The organism is Variovorax sp. VNK109 (assembly GCF_049445855.1).
Taxonomy (GTDB): Bacteria; Pseudomonadota; Gammaproteobacteria; order Burkholderiales; family Burkholderiaceae_C; genus JAGOCV01.
The window spans coordinates 66,995-84,707 of the sequence record NZ_JBMSDV010000007.1; the positions used below are offsets into that span (position 1 = coordinate 66,995).

At 67.1% G+C, this 17,713-nt stretch carries 15 protein-coding genes; 8 read left to right on the top strand and 7 right to left on the bottom strand.

Annotated elements, in window-relative coordinates; translation table 11 throughout:
- Nucleotides 1–6: 6 nt before the first annotated feature.
- Complete coding sequence (gene recQ / locus ACO2Q9_RS19670; protein ID WP_423313905.1) at nt 7–1,959, bottom strand: DNA helicase RecQ; 1,953 nt, start codon at nt 1,957–1,959, stop codon at nt 7–9.
- A gap of 54 nt (nt 1,960–2,013) precedes the next feature.
- Here recQ and ACO2Q9_RS19675 point away from each other — a divergent pair, with 54 nt between their 5' ends.
- On the top strand, nt 2,014–3,060 hold the full coding sequence (locus ACO2Q9_RS19675; RefSeq protein WP_423313907.1) for a homocysteine S-methyltransferase family protein: 1,047 nt from the start codon (nt 2,014–2,016) through the stop codon (nt 3,058–3,060).
- 42 nt (nt 3,061–3,102) lie between these two features.
- Nucleotides 3,103–3,870, top strand: a complete 768-nt coding sequence (locus ACO2Q9_RS19680; protein ID WP_423313909.1) for a hypothetical protein — start codon at nt 3,103–3,105, stop codon at nt 3,868–3,870.
- Here the strand turns inward: ACO2Q9_RS19680 and ACO2Q9_RS19685 are convergent.
- The gene (locus ACO2Q9_RS19685) at nt 3,867–4,778 is read right to left on the bottom strand and encodes a LysR family transcriptional regulator (protein ID WP_423313910.1); all 912 of its coding nucleotides are present in this window, start codon (nt 4,776–4,778) and stop codon (nt 3,867–3,869) included. The two genes, ACO2Q9_RS19680 and ACO2Q9_RS19685, sit on opposite strands and share 4 nt — an antisense overlap.
- A gap of 126 nt (nt 4,779–4,904) precedes the next feature.
- On the opposite strand from ACO2Q9_RS19685, the gene ACO2Q9_RS19690 reads away from it, so the two are divergent.
- The 3 genes from ACO2Q9_RS19690 to ACO2Q9_RS19700 all read left to right on the top strand — a co-directional run bounded on the left by ACO2Q9_RS19690 (nt 4,905) and on the right by ACO2Q9_RS19700 (nt 9,433).
- Nucleotides 4,905–5,369, top strand: a complete 465-nt coding sequence (locus tag ACO2Q9_RS19690; RefSeq protein ID WP_423313912.1) for a PACE efflux transporter — start codon at nt 4,905–4,907, stop codon at nt 5,367–5,369.
- A 93-nt stretch (nt 5,370–5,462) separates the two neighbouring features.
- Complete coding sequence (gene metH / locus ACO2Q9_RS19695; protein ID WP_423313914.1) at nt 5,463–8,234, top strand: methionine synthase; 2,772 nt, start codon at nt 5,463–5,465, stop codon at nt 8,232–8,234.
- A 227-nt stretch (nt 8,235–8,461) separates the two neighbouring features.
- Nucleotides 8,462–9,433 carry a Bug family tripartite tricarboxylate transporter substrate binding protein gene (locus ACO2Q9_RS19700; RefSeq protein ID WP_423313916.1) on the top strand — a complete coding sequence of 324 codons (972 nt, stop codon included), beginning with the start codon at nt 8,462–8,464 and terminating at the stop codon, nt 9,431–9,433.
- Here ACO2Q9_RS19700 and ACO2Q9_RS19705 read toward each other — a convergent pair.
- Nucleotides 9,430–10,248 carry an SDR family oxidoreductase gene (locus ACO2Q9_RS19705; protein WP_423313918.1) on the bottom strand — a complete coding sequence of 273 codons (819 nt, stop codon included), beginning with the start codon at nt 10,246–10,248 and terminating at the stop codon, nt 9,430–9,432. The two genes, ACO2Q9_RS19700 and ACO2Q9_RS19705, sit on opposite strands and share 4 nt — an antisense overlap.
- A 143-nt stretch (nt 10,249–10,391) precedes the next feature.
- On the opposite strand from ACO2Q9_RS19705, the gene ACO2Q9_RS19710 reads away from it, so the two are divergent.
- Genes ACO2Q9_RS19710 through ACO2Q9_RS19720 form a run of 3 tightly spaced genes read left to right on the top strand, consistent with a single transcriptional unit; the run spans nt 10,392 to nt 13,341 of the window.
- Nucleotides 10,392–11,381 (top strand): LysR family transcriptional regulator, encoded by a 990-nt coding sequence (locus ACO2Q9_RS19710; RefSeq protein WP_423313920.1) that lies wholly within the window; start codon nt 10,392–10,394, stop codon nt 11,379–11,381.
- Between the two features lie 47 nt (nt 11,382–11,428).
- Nucleotides 11,429–12,838 carry an aromatic ring-hydroxylating oxygenase subunit alpha gene (locus ACO2Q9_RS19715; protein ID WP_423313922.1) on the top strand — a complete coding sequence of 470 codons (1,410 nt, stop codon included), beginning with the start codon at nt 11,429–11,431 and terminating at the stop codon, nt 12,836–12,838.
- Nucleotides 12,835–13,341, top strand: coding sequence for an aromatic-ring-hydroxylating dioxygenase subunit beta (locus tag ACO2Q9_RS19720; protein WP_423313924.1), 507 nt, complete (start codon nt 12,835–12,837; stop codon nt 13,339–13,341). Before ACO2Q9_RS19715 ends, ACO2Q9_RS19720 begins: the two co-directional genes overlap by 4 nt.
- A gap of 10 nt (nt 13,342–13,351) precedes the next feature.
- On the opposite strand, the gene ACO2Q9_RS19725 is transcribed toward ACO2Q9_RS19720, so the two are convergent.
- Genes ACO2Q9_RS19725 through ACO2Q9_RS19740 form a run of 4 tightly spaced genes read right to left on the bottom strand, consistent with a single transcriptional unit; the run spans nt 13,352 to nt 17,650 of the window.
- Nucleotides 13,352–14,797 (bottom strand): amidase family protein, encoded by a 1,446-nt coding sequence (locus tag ACO2Q9_RS19725; RefSeq protein ID WP_423313926.1) that lies wholly within the window; start codon nt 14,795–14,797, stop codon nt 13,352–13,354.
- Nucleotides 14,794–16,017 carry an NAD(P)/FAD-dependent oxidoreductase gene (locus ACO2Q9_RS19730; protein WP_423313928.1) on the bottom strand — a complete coding sequence of 408 codons (1,224 nt, stop codon included), beginning with the start codon at nt 16,015–16,017 and terminating at the stop codon, nt 14,794–14,796. The genes ACO2Q9_RS19725 and ACO2Q9_RS19730 overlap by 4 nt, the downstream gene beginning before the upstream one ends.
- Nucleotides 16,014–16,337 (bottom strand): 2Fe-2S iron-sulfur cluster-binding protein, encoded by a 324-nt coding sequence (locus tag ACO2Q9_RS19735; RefSeq protein WP_423313929.1) that lies wholly within the window; start codon nt 16,335–16,337, stop codon nt 16,014–16,016. Before ACO2Q9_RS19735 ends, ACO2Q9_RS19730 begins: the two co-directional genes overlap by 4 nt.
- Nucleotides 16,337–17,650, bottom strand: a complete 1,314-nt coding sequence (locus tag ACO2Q9_RS19740; RefSeq protein ID WP_423313931.1) for a Rieske 2Fe-2S domain-containing protein — start codon at nt 17,648–17,650, stop codon at nt 16,337–16,339. The genes ACO2Q9_RS19735 and ACO2Q9_RS19740 overlap by 1 nt, the downstream gene beginning before the upstream one ends.
- Between the last annotated feature and the right edge of the window lie 63 nt (nt 17,651–17,713).

Genomic DNA, 17,713 nt, shown 5'->3' on the forward strand with positions numbered 1-17,713 from the left:
CGACCTTCAGACGGCCGAAGCGACGCGCAACACCTCTTCCCCATAAGCCTGCAGCTTCTTCTCGCCGATGCCGCTGACGCCGCGCAGGTCGTCGAGCGACTGCGGCGCGATGTCGGCGATGGCCGCGAGCGTGGCGTCGTGGAAGATCACGTAGGCCGGCAGGTTGTGTTCGCGCGCGACTTCGGCACGCCATGACTTGAGCGCGTCGAAGCGACGCTGCCCGTCCGCATCCAGTGCTGCAGCAGCGGAGGGCTTGCTGCCCGCCGAACCCGAACCCGTGCGCGTGCGGCTGCGTCCCGCAGGCTGCGACACCGATTCGCGCAACTGAACGGTCACCTCGCCCTTGAGCACGGCGCGCGACGCGTCGGTCAGCGCCAGCGTGTTGAAGGCTTCGGAATCGACCGCCACCGCGCCGATGGCGATGAGCTGGCGCAACACGCCACGCAACTGCGCTTCGCTGTACTCCGCGCCGATGCCGAAGGTGGAGAGCGTGTCGTGCCCATGCTGTGCGACTTTTTCGGTCTTCTTGCCGCGCACGATGTCCATGATGTGGCCCGTGCCGAACCCGATGCCGCTCCTTTGCTGCACGCGGTAGATGGTGGACAGCAGCTTGCGCGCGGCATCCGTGCCGTCCCACACGGCCGGCGGTTTCAGGCAGTTGTCGCAGTTCATGCACGGCTGGCTGTCTTCGCCGAAATACTTGAGCAGCCGCACGCGCCGGCAATCGGTCGCTTCGGCCAGGCCCAGCAGCGCGTCGAGCTTGCCGCGCATGACCTGCTTGAATTCCTCGCCCGCCGGGCTTTCGTCGATCATGCGGCGCTGGTTCACCACGTCCTGCAAGCCGTAGGTCATCCACGCGTTCGCGGGTTCCCCGTCGCGGCCCGCGCGGCCGGTCTCCTGGTAGTAGCCTTCGATGTTCTTGGGCATGTCCAGGTGGCAGACAAAGCGCACGTCGGGCTTGTCGATACCCATGCCGAACGCAATGGTCGCGACCATCACGATGCCTTCCTCGCGAAGGAACCGGTCCTGGTGCTGCTGGCGCACGGCGGCATCCAGGCCTGCGTGGTAGGGCAGCGCGTTCAATCCTTCGTTGGCCAGCATCTGCGCCACTTCTTCCACGCGCTTGCGCGACTGGCAGTACACGACGCCCGCATCGCCCGTGTGCTCGCGCTCGATGAAGCGCAGCAACTGAAGCGACGCGTCTTTCTTCTCGACGATCGTGTAGCGGATGTTCGGCCTGTCGAAGCTGCTGACGAACTGGCCGGCGTCCTGCAGTTGCAGGCGCTCGACGATGTCTGCGCGCGTGAGCGCATCCGCCGTGGCGGTGAGCGCGATGCGTGGCACGGACGCGAAGCGCTCGTGCAGCACGGTGAGCGCGCGGTACTCGGGGCGGAAGTCGTGACCCCACTGGCTCACACAATGGGCTTCGTCGATGGCGAACAAAGCCAGTTGCCCGCGCTCGTGCAACTTGTCCAGCAAGCCGAGGAAGCGGGGCGTGGTGACGCGCTCGGGCGCGGCGTACAGCAGTGTGATGTCGCCGCGCGAGAGGCGCTGCTCGACGCGCCAGGCCTCGTCGCTGTCGAGCGTGGAGTTGAGGAACGCGGCTTCGACGCCGGCTTCGTGCAGCGCGCCGACCTGGTCGTGCATCAGCGCGATCAGCGGCGAGACGACGACGGTGATGCCCTGGCCGAGCCGTTGCCTGGCAATCGCCGGGATCTGGTAACACAGCGACTTGCCGCCGCCGGTGGGCATGAGCACCAGCGCGTCACCGCCACCGATGACGTGTTCGACGATGGCCTGTTGCGGGCCGCGGAAGTGGTCGTAGCCGAAGACTTCCTGCAGGATGGACTGGGGAGAGGCGGACTTCAAGGGGCGGGATGCAGGAAAGCGGGCGGGGTTGACTTGAAAGCGGTGCGGGCGGCGTGCATCTGCAGGAGGCCGAGGCCCTGGTGCCGGCATGCCGATTGTGCTGGCAAATCGCCCGGACAGCCCGGCCTTTCTACAATCCTTCACATGAAACCCGCTCCGTACACCCGTGGCCAGGCCCTGCCCGGCATCCTGTCCCGACGCATCGCCATCCTCGACGGCGCCATGGGCACGATGATCCAGCGCTTCAAGCTCACGGAGGCGCAGTACCGGGGCGAGCGCTTCAGGGACTTCCCCAAGGACGTCAAGGGCAACAACGAGCTCCTGAGCCTCACGCGGCCCGATGTCATCCGCGACATCCACGAAGGCTACCTCGCCGCCGGCGCGGACCTGATCGAGACCAACACCTTCGGCGCGACCACCATCGCGCAGGCCGACTACGACATGGCCGACCTGGCGTACGAGATGAACGTCGAATCGGCGAAGCTCGCCCGCGCGGCCTGCGACAAGTTTTCCACGCCGGACAAACCGCGTTTCGTGGCCGGCGCGCTCGGCCCCACGCCCAAGACCGCAAGCATCAGTCCCGACGTGAACGACCCCGGTGCGCGCAACGTGAACTTCGAGGAACTGCGCGCGGCCTACTTCGAGCAGGTCAGGGGGCTGGTCGAAGGCGGATCGGACGTGCTGCTGGTCGAGACGATTTTCGACACGCTCAACGCCAAGGCAGCGCTGTTCGCCATCGACGAGTTCTTCGACCAGTCGGGTGAGCGCCTGCCCATCATCATCAGCGGCACCGTCACCGACGCGTCGGGCCGCATCCTCTCCGGCCAGACCGTCACCGCGTTCTGGCACAGCGTGCGCCATGCGCAACCGCTGGCCATCGGCCTGAACTGCGCGCTGGGTGCGGCGCTGATGCGCCCGTACATCCAGGAGCTCAACCGCGCGGCGCCCGACACCTACATCAGCTGCTACCCGAACGCGGGCCTGCCCAACCCGATGAGCGACACCGGTTTCGACGAAACGCCGGCCGATACGTCGCGGCTGCTGCACGAGTTCGCAGCCGAAGGCCTGGTCAACATCGTCGGCGGCTGCTGCGGGACAACGCCGGACCACATCGGGGCCATCGCCCGTGCGGTCGCGCCGATGGCTGCGCGCGAAGTGGCGCGCAACCGCTTCTACGCGGAAGCGGCCTGACGCAGCGCGGCACATTTCCGAAACCTTCGTAGCAGGCGCGCCGTGCTCACCAAAGTCCACGCCCGTCGTCTTCGCGAAATTTACCGCTCGGCCGGCTGGCCGTCGCAGGATCTGATCGAAGTCGAGCTGCTGGCCGAAGGCCTGCTCGAACGCATGCGCACGGCGGAAGGCCACGAATGCCTGCGCGTGACCGAAGCCGGCATCCGTCTGCTCGCCGACACACTCGTGAAGAACCGCGCCGCGCGCTCGGCGCACGAAGCGCTGGTCGAGCAGGTGGCGCGCGAGATGGTGCGCGCGGGCCGCATCGCGTGGCGCGGGTTGTCGTTGCGCGCGCTCGTGCCGGCCGATATGCCGCAAGATGCGACGGATCCGACGGATGCATCTGCGATGGGAACCGCCGGCGAAGGCGCTCCGGTTGCCGACGCGCGCCGCTGGTGCATCGCCATGCCCGACGTCTTTTCCATTCGCAACACCACGGTCGAAGCGTATGCGCAGCCCATCGTGCACGAGGTGAAGGTGCGACGCGCCGACCTGCTGGGCGAACTGCGCAACCCCGCCAAGCGCGCCGCCTACCTGGACCTGAGCAGCGAGTGCTGGTACGTGCTGGGCTGCGACGCGAAAGGCCGTCCCATCGCGTCGGAGGACGAAATCCCCGCCGAATGCGGCGTGATGCTGTGCGAGCAGGGTCGTCTCATCGTCGTGCGCAACGCGCCGCGCCGCGCGAAGACCGTGTCCTTCGGCACATGGATCGCGCTGGCCAGGGCGACGCCCGTCACGGGGCTCGACGCGGAAACGCAGGGGCTGCTCTAACGGCCTGCGTGCCGCGCTTCGCGCGCCTGTTGCATCAGTTCCACGAAGCGCCGCGCGCCCAGGCCCATGGGCCTTTCCAGCGACCACACCACGTCGACATACAGCGCCATCGAATTCGTCAGGCCGAGCAGCGGAATCTCCACCAACGTGCCGCCGGCCAGTTGCGAACGCACGAAGCTGCGCGGCAGCCAGCCCCAGCCGAGGCCCGCTTCCAGCAGGCCGAGTGCGGCGACCGGGTTGTCGGTGCGCCAGATGTGCCGCGCGAAGATCACGCGCGGGTCCGAACTGCCGGTGTCGCGACCGGCCACGATGATCTGCCGCGTGTTGGTCAGGTGTTCTTCGCGCAGCGTGCCACCGGGACCGGCGGCCACCAGCGCAGGATGCGTCGGCGCCATCACGGCCACCAGCGTTTCGTTGCCGACTTCCTGGAAGCTCTCACGTCCGTCGAGGCTGGGCCGCTCGAACACCAGCGACAACTGCACACGCCCGGCGTGCAGCAGCGCGAGCGCATCGGCCTGCGGCGCGACCAGCACTTCGACCTGAAGCAGCGGATATTCCGCGGCCAGTTGCGCAAGCGGCGCGCTCCACGGGGCCGACAGCAACTCCGGCGCGATGGCGATGGCCAGGCGTTCCTCCAGGCCCTGTGTCAGTGCGAGCGCGTGTGCGTCGAGTTGCCGCAACTGCGCCGCCAGTTGCCGCGCCTGCGGCTCCAGCGCGCGGGCGGCAGCCGTGGGCACCGGCTCGCGGCCGCCGCGGTCGAACAACGTGAGCTGCAGCTCTGCCTCCAGGTTCGCCATCGCCATGCTGACGGCCGAAGGCACACGCCGCAGCGACCGCGCGGCGGCGGAGAACGATCCGTGGTCGAGCACCGCGAGGAAGACCTGGACGCTGTCACTGGTGAAAGCCATCGCTGGATTATCCGGGAATGGTTGTGAATCATCAGAAAAACTGAAAGCTTCTGACTTTTTATATCAGTCGATCAGTCATAAAGTCCAGCCATCGTCACTCAAAGCACCTCGGTAAGGACATCGGAAATGCAGGGCATCAAGCGCAAAGTCGTCTACGTCACCTTGTACGAAGGCTTCGCCATCCTGTTCGCCAGCATCGGGCTGGCAGCCATGTCGGGGCACGGCGCGGGCCATTCGACCGCGCTCGCTGCCATCTGCTCGGCCATCGCCGTTGTCTGGAACCTGACCTACAACACGATCTTCGAAGCCTGGGAATCGCGCCGCCCCGAGCGGCACCGAAGCGTGGCGCGCCGCGTGGCGCATGCCATCGGTTTCGAAGGGGGTCTGGCGGCCATCCTGGTGCCGGTGTTCGCGTGGTGGCTGGGCGTGGACCTCTGGACGGCGCTCTGGATGGACATCGCGCTGCTCATCTTCTTCCTCGTCTACACCTTCTGCTTCAACTGGATCTTCGACCGCGTGTTCGGCCTGCCGGCTTCGGTGACGGGCGGTGACCGACACGGCGCCGAAAGCACCGTGACCGGCGCGGTCTGAGCTGATCTTTCGCACGCACCGGACCCGCGCCGGTAAAATTGCGGGCTTCCGCAAGGAGCGCTGCAGCGTGGCGCTCTCCACGAGAGTGAGTCCATGAGCGATCCGAACCTTCCGAAAGACACCGCCGAACAGGCTCCGCAACCGGCGCCGATGCGCCTGTCGGGCCTCGAGCCCGTGCTGATCGGCAAGGGCTCGCTCTTCGTCAACATCGGCGAGCGCACTAACGTCACCGGCTCCAAGGCCTTCGCGCGGATGATCCTCAACGGCCAGTTCGAGGAGGCGCTGGCCGTCGCGCGCCAGCAGGTGGAAAACGGCGCGCAGGTGATCGACGTGAACATGGACGAAGCCATGCTCGACAGCAAGGCCGCGATGGTGCGCTTCCTCAACCTGATCGCGTCCGAGCCGGACATCGCGCGCGTGCCGATCATGGTGGACTCGTCGAAGTGGGACGTGATCGAGGCCGGCTTGCGCTGCATCCAGGGCAAGGGCATCGTGAACTCGATCTCCATGAAGGAAGGCATCGAGAAGTTCAAGCACGAGGCACGGCTCGTCAGGCGCTACGGGGCGGCCGCCGTGGTGATGGCGTTCGACGAAACCGGCCAGGCGGACACCTTCGCTCGCAAGATCGAGATCTGCGAGCGCGCCTACCGCGTGCTCGTGGATGAAGTGGGCTTTGCGCCGGAAGACATCATCTTCGATCCGAACATCTTCGCGGTGGCCACCGGCATCGAGGAACACAACAACTACGCGGTCGATTTCATCGAGGCGGTGCGCTGGATCAAGCAGAACCTGCCGGGTGCCAAGGTGTCGGGCGGCGTGAGCAACGTGAGCTTCAGCTTCCGCGGCAACGACCCGGTGCGCGAAGCCATCCACACCGTGTTCCTGTACCACGCCATCGCGGCCGGCATGGACATGGGCATCGTCAACGCCGGCATGGTCGGTGTGTATGACGACCTCGAGCCGACGCTGCGCGAGCGCGTGGAAGACGTGGTGCTGAACCGCCGCCCTGACGCCGGCGAGCGCCTCGTCGAGATCGCCGAGACAGCCAAAAGCGGTGCCAGGGACGAAAGCAGGAAGCTCGAATGGCGTGGCACGCCCGAAGCGCCGGTGAGCGTGGAGCAGCGCCTCTCGCACGCCATGGTGCACGGCATCACCGATTTCATTGTCGAAGACACGGAAGAGGCCTACCAGGCCATCCTGGCCAAGGGCGGCCGTCCGCTGCATGTGATCGAAGGTCCGCTGATGGTGGGCATGAACATCGTGGGCGACCTGTTCGGTGCCGGCAAGATGTTCCTGCCGCAGGTGGTGAAGTCGGCGCGCGTGATGAAGTCGGCCGTGGCTCACCTCATCCCCTACATCGAGGAAGAAAAGCGCCAGGACGAAGCGGCCGGCCGCGACGTTCGCAGCAAGGGCAAGATCATCATCGCCACGGTGAAAGGCGACGTGCACGACATCGGCAAGAACATCGTCACCGTCGTGCTCCAGTGCAACAACTTCGAAGTGGTGAACATGGGCGTGATGGTCCCGTGCCACGAGATCCTGGCGAAGGCGAAGGTCGAGGGCGCGGACATCGTCGGCCTGTCGGGCCTGATCACGCCGAGCCTGGAGGAGATGCAGTACGTGGCCGGCGAGATGCAGAAGGACGACCATTTCCGCATCCGGAAAATCCCGCTGCTGATCGGTGGCGCGACGACGAGCCGCGTGCACACGGCAGTGAAGATCGCGCCGCATTACGAAGGCCCGGTGGTTTATGTGCCCGATGCCTCGCGCAGCGTGAGCGTCGCGCAGAGCCTGCTGTCGGAGCAGGCGGCGAAGTACATCGACGAACTGAACGCCGACTACGACAAGGTGCGCGACCAGCACGCCAACAAGAAGCAGGTGCCGCTGTGGCCGCTCGCGAAAGCGCGCGCCAACAGGACGCCGGTGGACTGGAAGAATTTCGTGCCGGTGAAGCCGAAGTTCATCGGCCGCCGCGTGTTCAAAAACTTCGACCTCGCCGAACTTGCGAAGTACATCGACTGGGGCCCGTTCTTCCAGACCTGGGATCTCGCGGGTCCGTTTCCGGCCATCCTGAAGGACGAGATCGTCGGCGCCGAAGCGCAGCGCGTCATGTCCGACGGCAAGCGCATGCTGCAGCGGCTGATCGAGGGGCGCTGGCTCACGGCGAATGCGGTGGTCGCGCTCTACCCCGCCAATACGGTGAACGATGACGACATCGCGTTCTACGCCGACGAGTCGCGTGCGCAGCCCATCCTGACATGGCACGGCCTGCGCCAGCAGACCGAGAAGCAGAGTGTCGACGGCGTGATGCGCCCGAGCCGTTGCCTGGCCGACTTCGTCGCGCTGCGTGACAGCGGCATCGCCGACTACGCCGGCATGTTCGCGGTGACGGCCGGCATCGGTGTAGAGAAGAAGGAGAAGTACTTCGCCGATGACCTCGACGACTATTCGGCCATCATGCTCAAGGCGCTGGCCGATCGTCTTGCAGAAGCGTTTGCCGAATGCATGCACCAGCGCGTGCGCACCGACCTGTGGGGCTACGCTGCGGGCGAGCAACTGTCGAACGAAGACCTGATCCACGAGAAGTACAAGGGCATCCGACCAGCGCCCGGCTATCCGGCCTGCCCGGATCATTCGGTGAAGGCCGACATGTTCCGCCTGCTGCAATGCGAGGAGATCGGCATGGGCCTGACCGAATCGCTGGCCATGACGCCGGCGGCCAGCGTGAGCGGCTTCTACCTCGGCCACCCCGACAGCACGTATTTCAACGTCGGCAAGATCGGTGAAGACCAGCTGCACGACCTCGCGCAGCGGCGCGGCATGGGCGAACAGGAACTGCAGCGCCTGCTGGCCCCCAATCTCTGATCCGGCCTCGGGCGCGTTCAATCGCCACGGCCACCGCCCTCGCGGCGAGCAGCAGCCACAACCCCACGTGTAGCCCGCCTCGCGGGACCATATCGCCCCCCCGCAGCAGCGGAGCCGCTGCGCCTGCGTCGTCCACTTTCACATTTATGTTGTGTTTCACGGTAGTCGTGAGTTACGATAAATGCAAATTCCAATTAATTGGCTCATTCAGATTCGAAAGGTCCACGATGCAACGACGTTCTTTCTCCGGCCTGCTGGCCGCCGGTCTCGCCGCACCTGCCACCGTGTTCGCGCAGGACGCCTACCCCTCGCAGCCGATCCGCTGGATCCTCGGTTACCCCGCCGGCGGCGGTAGCGACATCACGGCCCGCACGCTCGCCGATTCGATGCGCGCGACGCTCGGCCAGCCGCTGCTGATCGACAACCGTCCCGGGGCGGCGACCAATATCGCGGGCGACCTCACCGTCAAGGCCCGGCCGGACGGCTACACCGTGATGTCGGTGGACCCGGCGATCTGCTCGTTCAACGAACACCTGTTCAGCAAGCTGCCGTTCGATCCGGCCAAGGACTTCACGTACATCGGCGGCATCGGCGTGCTGCCCCTCATGCTCGTGGTGCACCCGGACTTCCCGGCGAAGACCATGCGCGAGTGGATGGACTATGTGAAGGCCAATCCGGGCAAGGTGGATTACGCGTCGGTGGGCAACGGCTCGCCGCACCACCTGACGATGGAGATGCTCAAGCATCAGAACAACCTCTTCATGACGCACATCCCGTACCGTGGCGGCGCACCGGCGCTGCAGGACCTGATGGGTGGCCAGGTGAAATGCATGATCCTGGACATGGCCGGCGGCGTGCAGGCGATCCGTGCCGGCAAGGTGCGCGCACTGGCCATCAGCACGCCAAAACGCTCGGCGCTGCTGCCCGACGTGCCGACATTCACGGAAGCCGGGTATGCCAACAGCGACGTGGTCGGCATGCAGGGGCTTGCAGGGCCGGCGGGCATGCCCGCGCCGGTGGTGGCCAAGCTGTCCAATGCGCTGATCACCGCGCTGAAAGACCCGGCCGTGTTGCGCCGCCTGACTGAAATCGGCCTCGAGCCGACACCGTTCACCGGCGAGCAGTTCACGGCGCATGTGCGTGCCGAGGCGAAACGCTGGGGGCCGATCATCAAGGCTGCCGGCGTCAAGCTCGACTAACGCGTCGACGGGGACGCGTGCGCAGCATGCGCCTCGAAGCGCTCGGCCACGCTGATGCCCTGCTCGGGGCCGAGGGCGGCGTAACCGCCGTCCACCGGCAACTCGGCTGCGGTGATGAAGCGCGCCTCGTCGCTCAGCAGGAAAGCCACGGCGTCCGCCACTTCTGCCGGGTCGCCCATGCGGCCCAGCATGTGCAGCGGCGCGGCTACGGCGTCTGCGGTGGCGCGGTCACCGCCGGTGCGCCGCTCGAAGGCGCTGGACCACACCCAACCCGGGGACACCGTGTTCACGCGGATGTTGTGCTGCGCCAGATCAGCCGCCGCGTTGCGCGTGAGTTGCAGCATCGCGGCCTTGCAGGCCGGGTACACCCAGCGGCCCGGTTGCGCCACATGCGCGCTGATGCTGCCGAAGTTCACGACCGACCCGCCGCCGCGCGCGATCATCGCCGGCACGGCGGCTTGCAGCAGCATCGCCGCGCCGGTGATGTTGGTGTCCAGCGCCATCGACCAGTCGGCGCGTGGCGATTCGATGCCGTTGTCCATGTACACGGTGGCGAGGTTCACCACGAAATCCAGGCCGCCCCAGAGCGAGCGGGCCATCGCGACCGCCTGTGCGATCTGCGCGTCGTCGCGCAGGTCGGTGCGGCAAAAGCGCGCCCGCGTGCCGATGCGTTCCGCCGCGGCGCGGCCGTCGGCCTCGTTCACATCGGCCAGCAGTACGTGTACGCCGCGCCGCGCCAACCCTGCCGATACTTCGGCGCCCAGCAGCGTCGCTGCGCCGGTCACGATCGCCACTTTGCCGTCCAAGCCTCGCATGCCGTTGTTTCTCCTGCACGGACACGCGCGGCCGCGCCGTGCGGCCACGACCCACGCCGTCGCTGCGCCATCGTAGGCGGGCAACCCGCGGCCGCATAATGATTTTGCGTCAGCCCCCGCGTGAACCGCATGCAGCTTCCCCCATGCCCACAGCACCGCCACGATTCGACCGGCTCGACCTGAACCTGCTGCGCATCTTCGACGCCGTGCTCGAAGAAGGCAGCGTCGTGCAGGCGGGCCGCCGGTTGTCGCTCAGCCCGTCAGCCATCAGCCATGGTCTCGGCCGGCTACGTCATGCGCTCAAGGACGACCTCTTCACGCGCGAGAAGGACGGCATGAAACCCACGCCGTTCGCGCGCGAACTCGGCGTGGCCGTGCACGACACCTTGCGGCGCCTGCGCACCGCGCTCAGCGACGATGCCTTCCACCCCGAGTCGAGCGATCGCGTGTTCACCATCGCGTGCAGCGAATTCGCGAGTGTCGTTCTGTTCGCGCCGCTGATCGCCAGCGTGCGCGCGCAGGCGCCGGGCGTGCAGGTCAGTTTGCTGCCGTCCAACGCGCTCAACGTCTCCGAGGCGCTGGAGGCGGGCCGAATCGACCTGGCCATCGGTACCTTCCTCGAAGCCGGTCCGCGCTTTCGCATGCGCAAGCTGATGGACACCGACCAGGTCTACGTGCTGCCCGAAAGCGCCGGCCCCGGCCCGCTGACGCTGGAGCGCCTGGCCGCTTTGCCCCACGTGGTGGTGCGCCTGGCGACCGCGCAGGAGCGTGTGGTGGTGGACGAATGCATCGTCGAGAAAGGCCTGCGCCGTCACATCAACATGGGCGATTCGCCGCGTCTCGATCAGGCGCTGGCCGCGCGGAGCGAGGCGCGCACGATCTGCGCGGTGGTCTCGCATCCGCTGGCGGTGCCCGCGATCGTGCAGTCCTCCGGCGCAGTGGGCATGCTGCCGCGCCAGATGGCCGAGCGCCTGGCGCCGGTGTGGGGCCTGCAGATCCATGACGACCCGCAGGGCTCGCCATCGTTTCCGTATTCCATCGTCTGGCACGAACGCGCCGATGCGGACCCGGGCAACGCCTGGATGCGCGATGTGATCGAGGCCGCGAGTGCACGCGATGCACGCGCGCGCTGACCAAACTTCACTCGCTTCACGATGGCCTTGCTCCTAGCATTGGCCGCATGAGCAGAGAAAACATCCCCATCCGGTGCAACGCGGCTGCTGGAGCGCCAGCCGGAGCGACGCCCCATGTCGATATCGGCTCGCTCATCGACGAGCGGCCTGACGAGCGCGTGTTCCGCGTGCATGGCAGCGCGTTCACCAGCGAAGACGTGTTCGACACCGAGATGGCGCTCATCTTCGAGAAGACCTGGGTCTTCCTCGGGCACGAAAGTGAAGTCGCCCAACCGCACGACTGGCTCGCGACCTCCATCGGCCGGCAGCCGGTGCTGGTGATGCGCGACGGTGCGGGCGTGCTGCGCGCGGTGCACAACAGTTGCAGCCACCGGGGCGCGCTGCTCACCAGCAGTACCTGCGGCAACAAGCGCGTGCATGTGTGCCCGTACCACGCATGGTCCTACGGCAGCGACGGGCGCAACCTGTCGATCAATGGCAAGGCGACCGGCGCGTATGTCCCCGCTTTCGAGGCGCGGAGCCAGGACTTGCGCCCGATCGCACGTTTCGGCAACTACCGGGGCTTCCTGTTCGGCAGCCTCGCCGCTGCTGTGCCGCCGCTTGAAGAGCATCTGGGGCCGGCGCGCGCATTCATCGACCTGCTGGTCGATCAGGGCGAGCACGGCATCGAGCTGATCCCGGGTCGTGTGCGCTACACCTTCAACGCCAACTGGAAATGGCAGATCGAGAACGCCACGGACAGCTACCACTTCCAGTCGGCGCACAGCACTTACATCGACACGCTGGAGCGGCAGAAGCGCAAGGCCGACGAAGCCGGCACGAAGCTCACGGACACCCATGTGTCGTCTTACGTGGGCTTCGCGCAGCACCGCAGGGAGATCGGACGCGGCGCGTTCGACCTCGGCAACGGGCACAGCGCGATGTGGGGCCCGACCCCGACGCCCGAAGCAAGGCCGCTGCACCAGTCGCTCGAAGCCCTGCAGGCGCGCGTCGGTGAGACGCGCGCGAAATGGATGCTCTACACGCGCAACGTGAACATCTGGCCGAACCTGCAGCTCTACGACAACATCGCCTCGCTCATCGGCATGATCCGGCCGGTCTCGGCGGGCTGCACGGAGATGATCACGTACTGCGTCGGTCCGAAAGGCGAGGCGCCTGATGCGCGCAAGCGCCGCATCCGCCATTGCGAGCAGTTCCTCAACCTGGGCATCGCCAACCCGGACGACATCGCCTGCTACGAGGCCTGCCAGACCGGCCTGGCCCACCAACCCGATGCATGGGTGGACTACGCGCGCGGCATGGCCATCGTCCAGAACGGTCCGTCGCCGCACGGCGCGGAGATCGGCATCCAGCCGCACGAGTGGGTGTTCGGCGGCTTCGACCTCGGCGACGAGACGGGCCATCAGCACGGCTTCAGGCAGTGGCGTCATCTGATGAGCGCGGAGGCCGGGGCATGAGCGTGGATCTGCACGAAGCTGCGCGCCGCCTCATCGACATGGAAGGTGCATTGCTCGACCGGCGGCAATGGGATCGCTGGCTCACGCTCTACGAAGAAGACGCGGTGTTCTGGGTGCCGGCCTGGCGTTCGGATGAAGAGCCCACGACGGACCCGGCGCGCGAGACATCGATGATCTATCTCGAATCGCGCGGCGCGCTCGAAGACCGCGCGTGGCGGCTGGGCACGGGACGCTCGCTCGCATCGGCGCCGCTGCTGCGGACCTCGCACGTCAGCGGCTCGGTCATGGTGGAAGAGGGCGTGGGCGGCGAAGTGAAGGCGTTCTCAAGCTGGGCCTGTCATGTCTTCAACGTGCGCAATGCGCAGCAGCATGTGTTCTTCGGCACCGCCGATTATGAGCTCGTGCGCCGCGATGCCGGCCGGGGCGGGCTCGGTATCCGCCGCAAGACGGCGACGCTGCTCAACGACCGCGTGCCGAGCCTGCTCGACTTCTACTGCGTCTGAAAGGCAGTGGTCAGAGGCGCGGCAGCAGGCGCTGACCGCACACGCCCTCCACGGCCATGCCGATGGAAAGCAGTTGCGCATCCGCACCTGGCCGTGCCACGAGCGTGACGCCGAAAGGCTGGCCGTCGTCGCCCTTACCCATCGGGATCGCGAGCACCGGTGCACCGGCCTTGCCTGTCATGCGCGCGGCGGCGTCCATGGGCAGCAGCAGGGCGTCGGCCTGGCCAAGGTCGAGCGCGGCTTCGATGCCGCCGTGCAGCGCCAGCGCGAGATCGCGCGCGCGGTCGGCGAGGTACGTGTCTTCGTGCAGCGGGCCCGTGGCAGCGGCGCGTTCCATCAGTACCTGGCCGTAGGGGATGGCTTCGGGGTGCGACGCATTCCATGTCACCAGCGCTTGCAGCGAATCGATGCCGCAGGGCGAGCCGTGCTCCTGCAGGAATGCGTCGAACGACGCCTTGAACTCGGCGCGGAACACGGACGACACCACGTCGAGCAATTGCTCGGACGACGGTACGTCGCACGGGTCGACCAGCGTCACGCCGGCCTGGCGCAAGGCGTCGAGAACGCGCGTGAAACTGCCTATCGAATCGGCATACGCGGGCTTGTCGGCCATGGCGCGGCGCGGCACACCGATGCGCAGTCCCCCGAGTGGCGCGGCGGTGGCGGCGATGGCCTGCCGGCGCTCATGCACCCAGCGCATCGTGAGGCCGTCGCGCGGATCGGGCGCGCAGAGCACGGCGGAAACCAGCGCCGCATCGGCCACGCTGCGTGCGAGAGGGCCCGGCGAATCCTGGCTCGCCACGAGCGGTGCGATGCCCGCGCGGCTGGCAAAGCCCACCGTCGGCTTGAAGCCGACGAGCGAAGAGCGCGTGGCCGGGGTCTGGATGGAGTTCTGCGTTTCCGAGCCGATGGCGAACGGCGCGAAGCCTGCTGCCACCGCACTGGCCGAGCCCACGCTCGAACCTTGCCCGCGGTCGTAGCGCGGGCCATGCGGGTTCTTCACCACGCCGCCGGCTCCGCTGAATTCGGATGGCATCACGTCGGACACGTAGTCGGCGAGCTCGGTCATGTTGGTCTTGCCGAGCAGGATGGCGCCCGCATCGCGCAGGCGGCGCACGATCGTCGCATCGGCGGACGGCACGAACTCGGCAAGTGCTCTCACGCCCGAGCTCGCGCGCAGGCCGGCGACCATGATGTTGTCCTTGGCCAGATAGGGAATGCCATGCAGCGGCCCACGGTCCCGCCCGGCGTCGAGTTCGGCCTGCATTGCGTCGGCGGCCTCCAATGCATCGGGCGACAGGGTGCGCACCGCGTTGAGGTTCGCGCCAGCCGCGTTGTGCTGCGCGATGCGGTCGAGGCCATGCTGCACGAGCGCGCGCACCGTGAGCTGGCGTGAGCGCAATGCTTCGCCGAGTTGCGCAATGCCCGCGGTATCGAGGTCGAGGGGAATGGTCATGACAAGGCGCTTCCGAGTTCGAAGAGGGGGTCTGCTGCCTGCGCGGGCGTGAGCGCGGTGCGGGCGGCAAGCAGCTTGCGCGCCAGCATGTGCTCGGCGGGCTTGTTGATCGTGTCCACCGCGACGAGGCGGTTGTCCGTGAAGTGGAACCAGGAGAACTTCCCGCCCTGCACGTCGCCACGCACCACCGATTGCGCCGCGTCGCCCGCGATGCCCGCCGTCTGCAGCTTGAAGCCGAACTGGTCCGTCCAGAACCACGGGACCGCGCGATAGGGCTGGCTTTGCCCCACGAGCGTGGCCGCAGCGGTGCGTGCCTGATCCGTCGCGTTCTGGATGGATTCGAGGCGTACCTTGCGGCCCGCATGCAGGCTGAAGTGCCGCGTGCAATCGCCCGCCGCCACCACGTCCGGATGGCTGGTGCGCGCGAACTCGTCGACCAGGATGCCATCGTCGCAGTCGATGCCGGCCGCGCGTGCGATGTCGTCGTTGGCCAGCACGCCGATGCCGACCACGAGAAGGTCGGCCGGCAGTACGCGCCCGTCGCTGCATGCCACGGCGCGGATGGCACCAGCGTCGGTCTGCACCGACTGGATGGTGGTCGAGAGCGCCAGCGATACACCGTGGCGCATGTGCAGATCGGTCATCCACTGCGCCACGGGCGCGGGCGTGGTGCGCGAGAGGATGCGCGGCTGCGCTTCGATCACGGTCACGTGGCGCTTCTCCTGTGCCAGCGCTGCGGCCACCTCGAGGCCGATGTAGCCAGCGCCCGCGATCACGACATCGCGCGCAGCCCAGGCGTCGCGCAGACGGCGGGCATCGTCCAGCGTGCGCAGCGCCAGCACGCCGCGTGTGCCGGGCGGCACGCAGGGCAGGGCCCGTGCGCGTGTGCCGGTGGCGAAGGCCAGCTTGTCCCACGGCAGCACGGTTCCGTCGCCGTTCGTCACCGTGTGCGCTGCGGTGTCGACCGTCAACGCGCGGGTGCCGGTGAGCAGATCGATCTGCCGCTCCCTGTAGAAAGCGGGGCCGCGCAGCGGCAACGATTCCTCGGCAGCATTGCCAGTGAGATACGCCTTGGACAGCGGCGGGCGCTGATAGGGTGCATCGGCCTCATCGCCGATCAGGGTGATGGGGTCGCTCCAGCCCAGATCGCGCGCGCTCGCCGCGAGCTGCACGCCCGCATGCGAGGCGCCGATCACGACGAGGCGCGCGCTGCCGGTCATGTCTGGCGCCCGGGCATGGTGACGACGAGGCCGTCGAGCGTTGCGTCCAGCGTGATCTGGCAGCCGAGCCGGCTGCCTTCGCGGCGCTCGTCGGCGACGGTGGAGAGCAGTTCGATCTCCATCGGATCGCACGCAGGCAACTTCGCGAGCCATTCAGCGTCCACATAGACATGACAGGTGGCGCACGAGAGACAACCGCCGCATTCGCCGTCGATGCCGCGCACGTCGTTCATCACGGCGGCACGCATGACGGAGTCGCCGGCCGACGCGCTCACGGTCCGGCGCGTCCCGTCGGACAGGATGTAGGTGATCTCGGGCATCAGCGTGGCGCGCCAGCGTCGGAGGTCTCGACGGGGTCCGGAAGGGGCCGCTCCCGCTCCACCTTCTCCTGCCACTGGCGCGCGTCGCGCCACGACATGTCCGACGGCATGAACACCGAGGCCGCGCGCTGCGAGAAGTCGAGCCCGGGGTCGGTGGCCGGCAGCGGCTTGCCTTCGTCCATCTCTGCGATCTTCCGCAGCACGAGTCGCCGGTAGAAGATGACGGCCTTGTCGCTCGTGCCCAGGTGCTCCTGCGTGCGGTCGTAGATCGGACCCATGCTTTCCTGCACCGCGCGGTCCTGCACGGCCGCACCGTCCACGCCGGAGAAATTGATCGTCGCCATCTTGACGCGGTCCTGCAGGTGCATGTTTTCCAGCGTGTGCGGCGTCCTGAAATCCGGGCCTTCGGTGTAGTGGCCCCAGTTCTCGTAGATGGCCGACACGTTGATGGGCTTCAACGGGTCGTAGTGGATGTAGAACGTGAAGCAGCGCTCGTTGTCGATCGGCAGCCAGGCCTTGAACAGCGCCGACTCGTGCGGGCCGGTGGCGATGTGCGTGTAGAACGGCGCGACCCATTCGGTGAGGCGCACGTAGCTCTGTGCCGGGTCCGCCGTCTTGCGCACGGCGCCCACGCGCATGAGGTGCGGTGTTTCTTCGCAGTGGATGACTGGCGCGCCGTCGAACATCAGATCGCTGATGGACTGCCAGCCCGCGCCGGTCCAGCTGCGCTGTTTGGCTTCGTCGCTGAAGTCGCGATGCAGGTAGTTGGGGTGCGCCGGGTCGAGGTCGCCCTCCAGGCCCTGCAGGAAATTGCAGTCCTGGTACATCTTCACCACCAGCAACTGCTCGGGCGGCAGGTGTGTCCACGGGAAGTCGGGGAAGGGCGGCTCCAGTTCGCGCGGACCCATGTACGTCCAGAGCACGCCGCCGGCTTCGCGCACCGGGTAGTTGCCATGGCAGAGGTTGCGCGTGATCTTGCTGTTGGCCGGCTCGGCCGGTGTCTCGACCACAGCGCCGTCGGCCGCCATCTTCCAGCCGTGATAGAGGCAACGCAGTCCACCCGGCTCGTTGCGCGCATAGACCAGCGAAGCGCCGCGGTGCGGGCAGAACTCCTTGATGAGGCCGGGCGTGCCATCGGGGCTGCGGAAGGCGACGAGCTTCTCGCCCAGCAGGCCCACGCGCACCGGCTTGCCGCCGGGCTCGGCGATCTCGCTGGAAACGCAGGCGGGAATCCAGTAACGGCGCAGGAAGCGGCCGAGCGGTTCGCTCGCGTCCACGCGCGTCAGGATTTCATTGTCTCGCTTGGAAAGCATCGGAGGACCTCTCGAAATAATAGTTGCATTATACAAATAAAAAGTCGCGAATCGCAAATATCT

Bases quoted from the DNA above. Each gene is read 5' to 3' on its own strand.
- recQ (WP_423313905.1), bottom strand. From the start codon at position 1,959: ATGCCGGCACCAGGGCCTCGGCCTCCTGCAGATGCACGCCGCCCGCAC.
- ACO2Q9_RS19675 (WP_423313907.1), top strand. From the start codon at position 2,014: ATGAAACCCGCTCCGTACACCCGTGGCCAGGCCCTGCCCGGCATCCTG.
- ACO2Q9_RS19685 (WP_423313910.1), bottom strand. From the start codon at position 4,778: ATGGCTTTCACCAGTGACAGCGTCCAGGTCTTCCTCGCGGTGCTCGAC.
- ACO2Q9_RS19690 (WP_423313912.1), top strand. From the start codon at position 4,905: ATGCAGGGCATCAAGCGCAAAGTCGTCTACGTCACCTTGTACGAAGGC.
- metH (WP_423313914.1), top strand. From the start codon at position 5,463: ATGAGCGATCCGAACCTTCCGAAAGACACCGCCGAACAGGCTCCGCAA.
- ACO2Q9_RS19700 (WP_423313916.1), top strand. From the start codon at position 8,462: ATGCAACGACGTTCTTTCTCCGGCCTGCTGGCCGCCGGTCTCGCCGCA.
- ACO2Q9_RS19705 (WP_423313918.1), bottom strand. From the start codon at position 10,248: ATGCGAGGCTTGGACGGCAAAGTGGCGATCGTGACCGGCGCAGCGACG.
- ACO2Q9_RS19710 (WP_423313920.1), top strand. From the start codon at position 10,392: ATGCCCACAGCACCGCCACGATTCGACCGGCTCGACCTGAACCTGCTG.
- ACO2Q9_RS19715 (WP_423313922.1), top strand. From the start codon at position 11,429: ATGAGCAGAGAAAACATCCCCATCCGGTGCAACGCGGCTGCTGGAGCG.
- ACO2Q9_RS19720 (WP_423313924.1), top strand. From the start codon at position 12,835: ATGAGCGTGGATCTGCACGAAGCTGCGCGCCGCCTCATCGACATGGAA.
- ACO2Q9_RS19725 (WP_423313926.1), bottom strand. From the start codon at position 14,797: ATGACCATTCCCCTCGACCTCGATACCGCGGGCATTGCGCAACTCGGC.
- ACO2Q9_RS19730 (WP_423313928.1), bottom strand. From the start codon at position 16,017: ATGACCGGCAGCGCGCGCCTCGTCGTGATCGGCGCCTCGCATGCGGGC.
- ACO2Q9_RS19735 (WP_423313929.1), bottom strand. From the start codon at position 16,337: ATGCCCGAGATCACCTACATCCTGTCCGACGGGACGCGCCGGACCGTG.
- ACO2Q9_RS19740 (WP_423313931.1), bottom strand. From the start codon at position 17,650: ATGCTTTCCAAGCGAGACAATGAAATCCTGACGCGCGTGGACGCGAGC.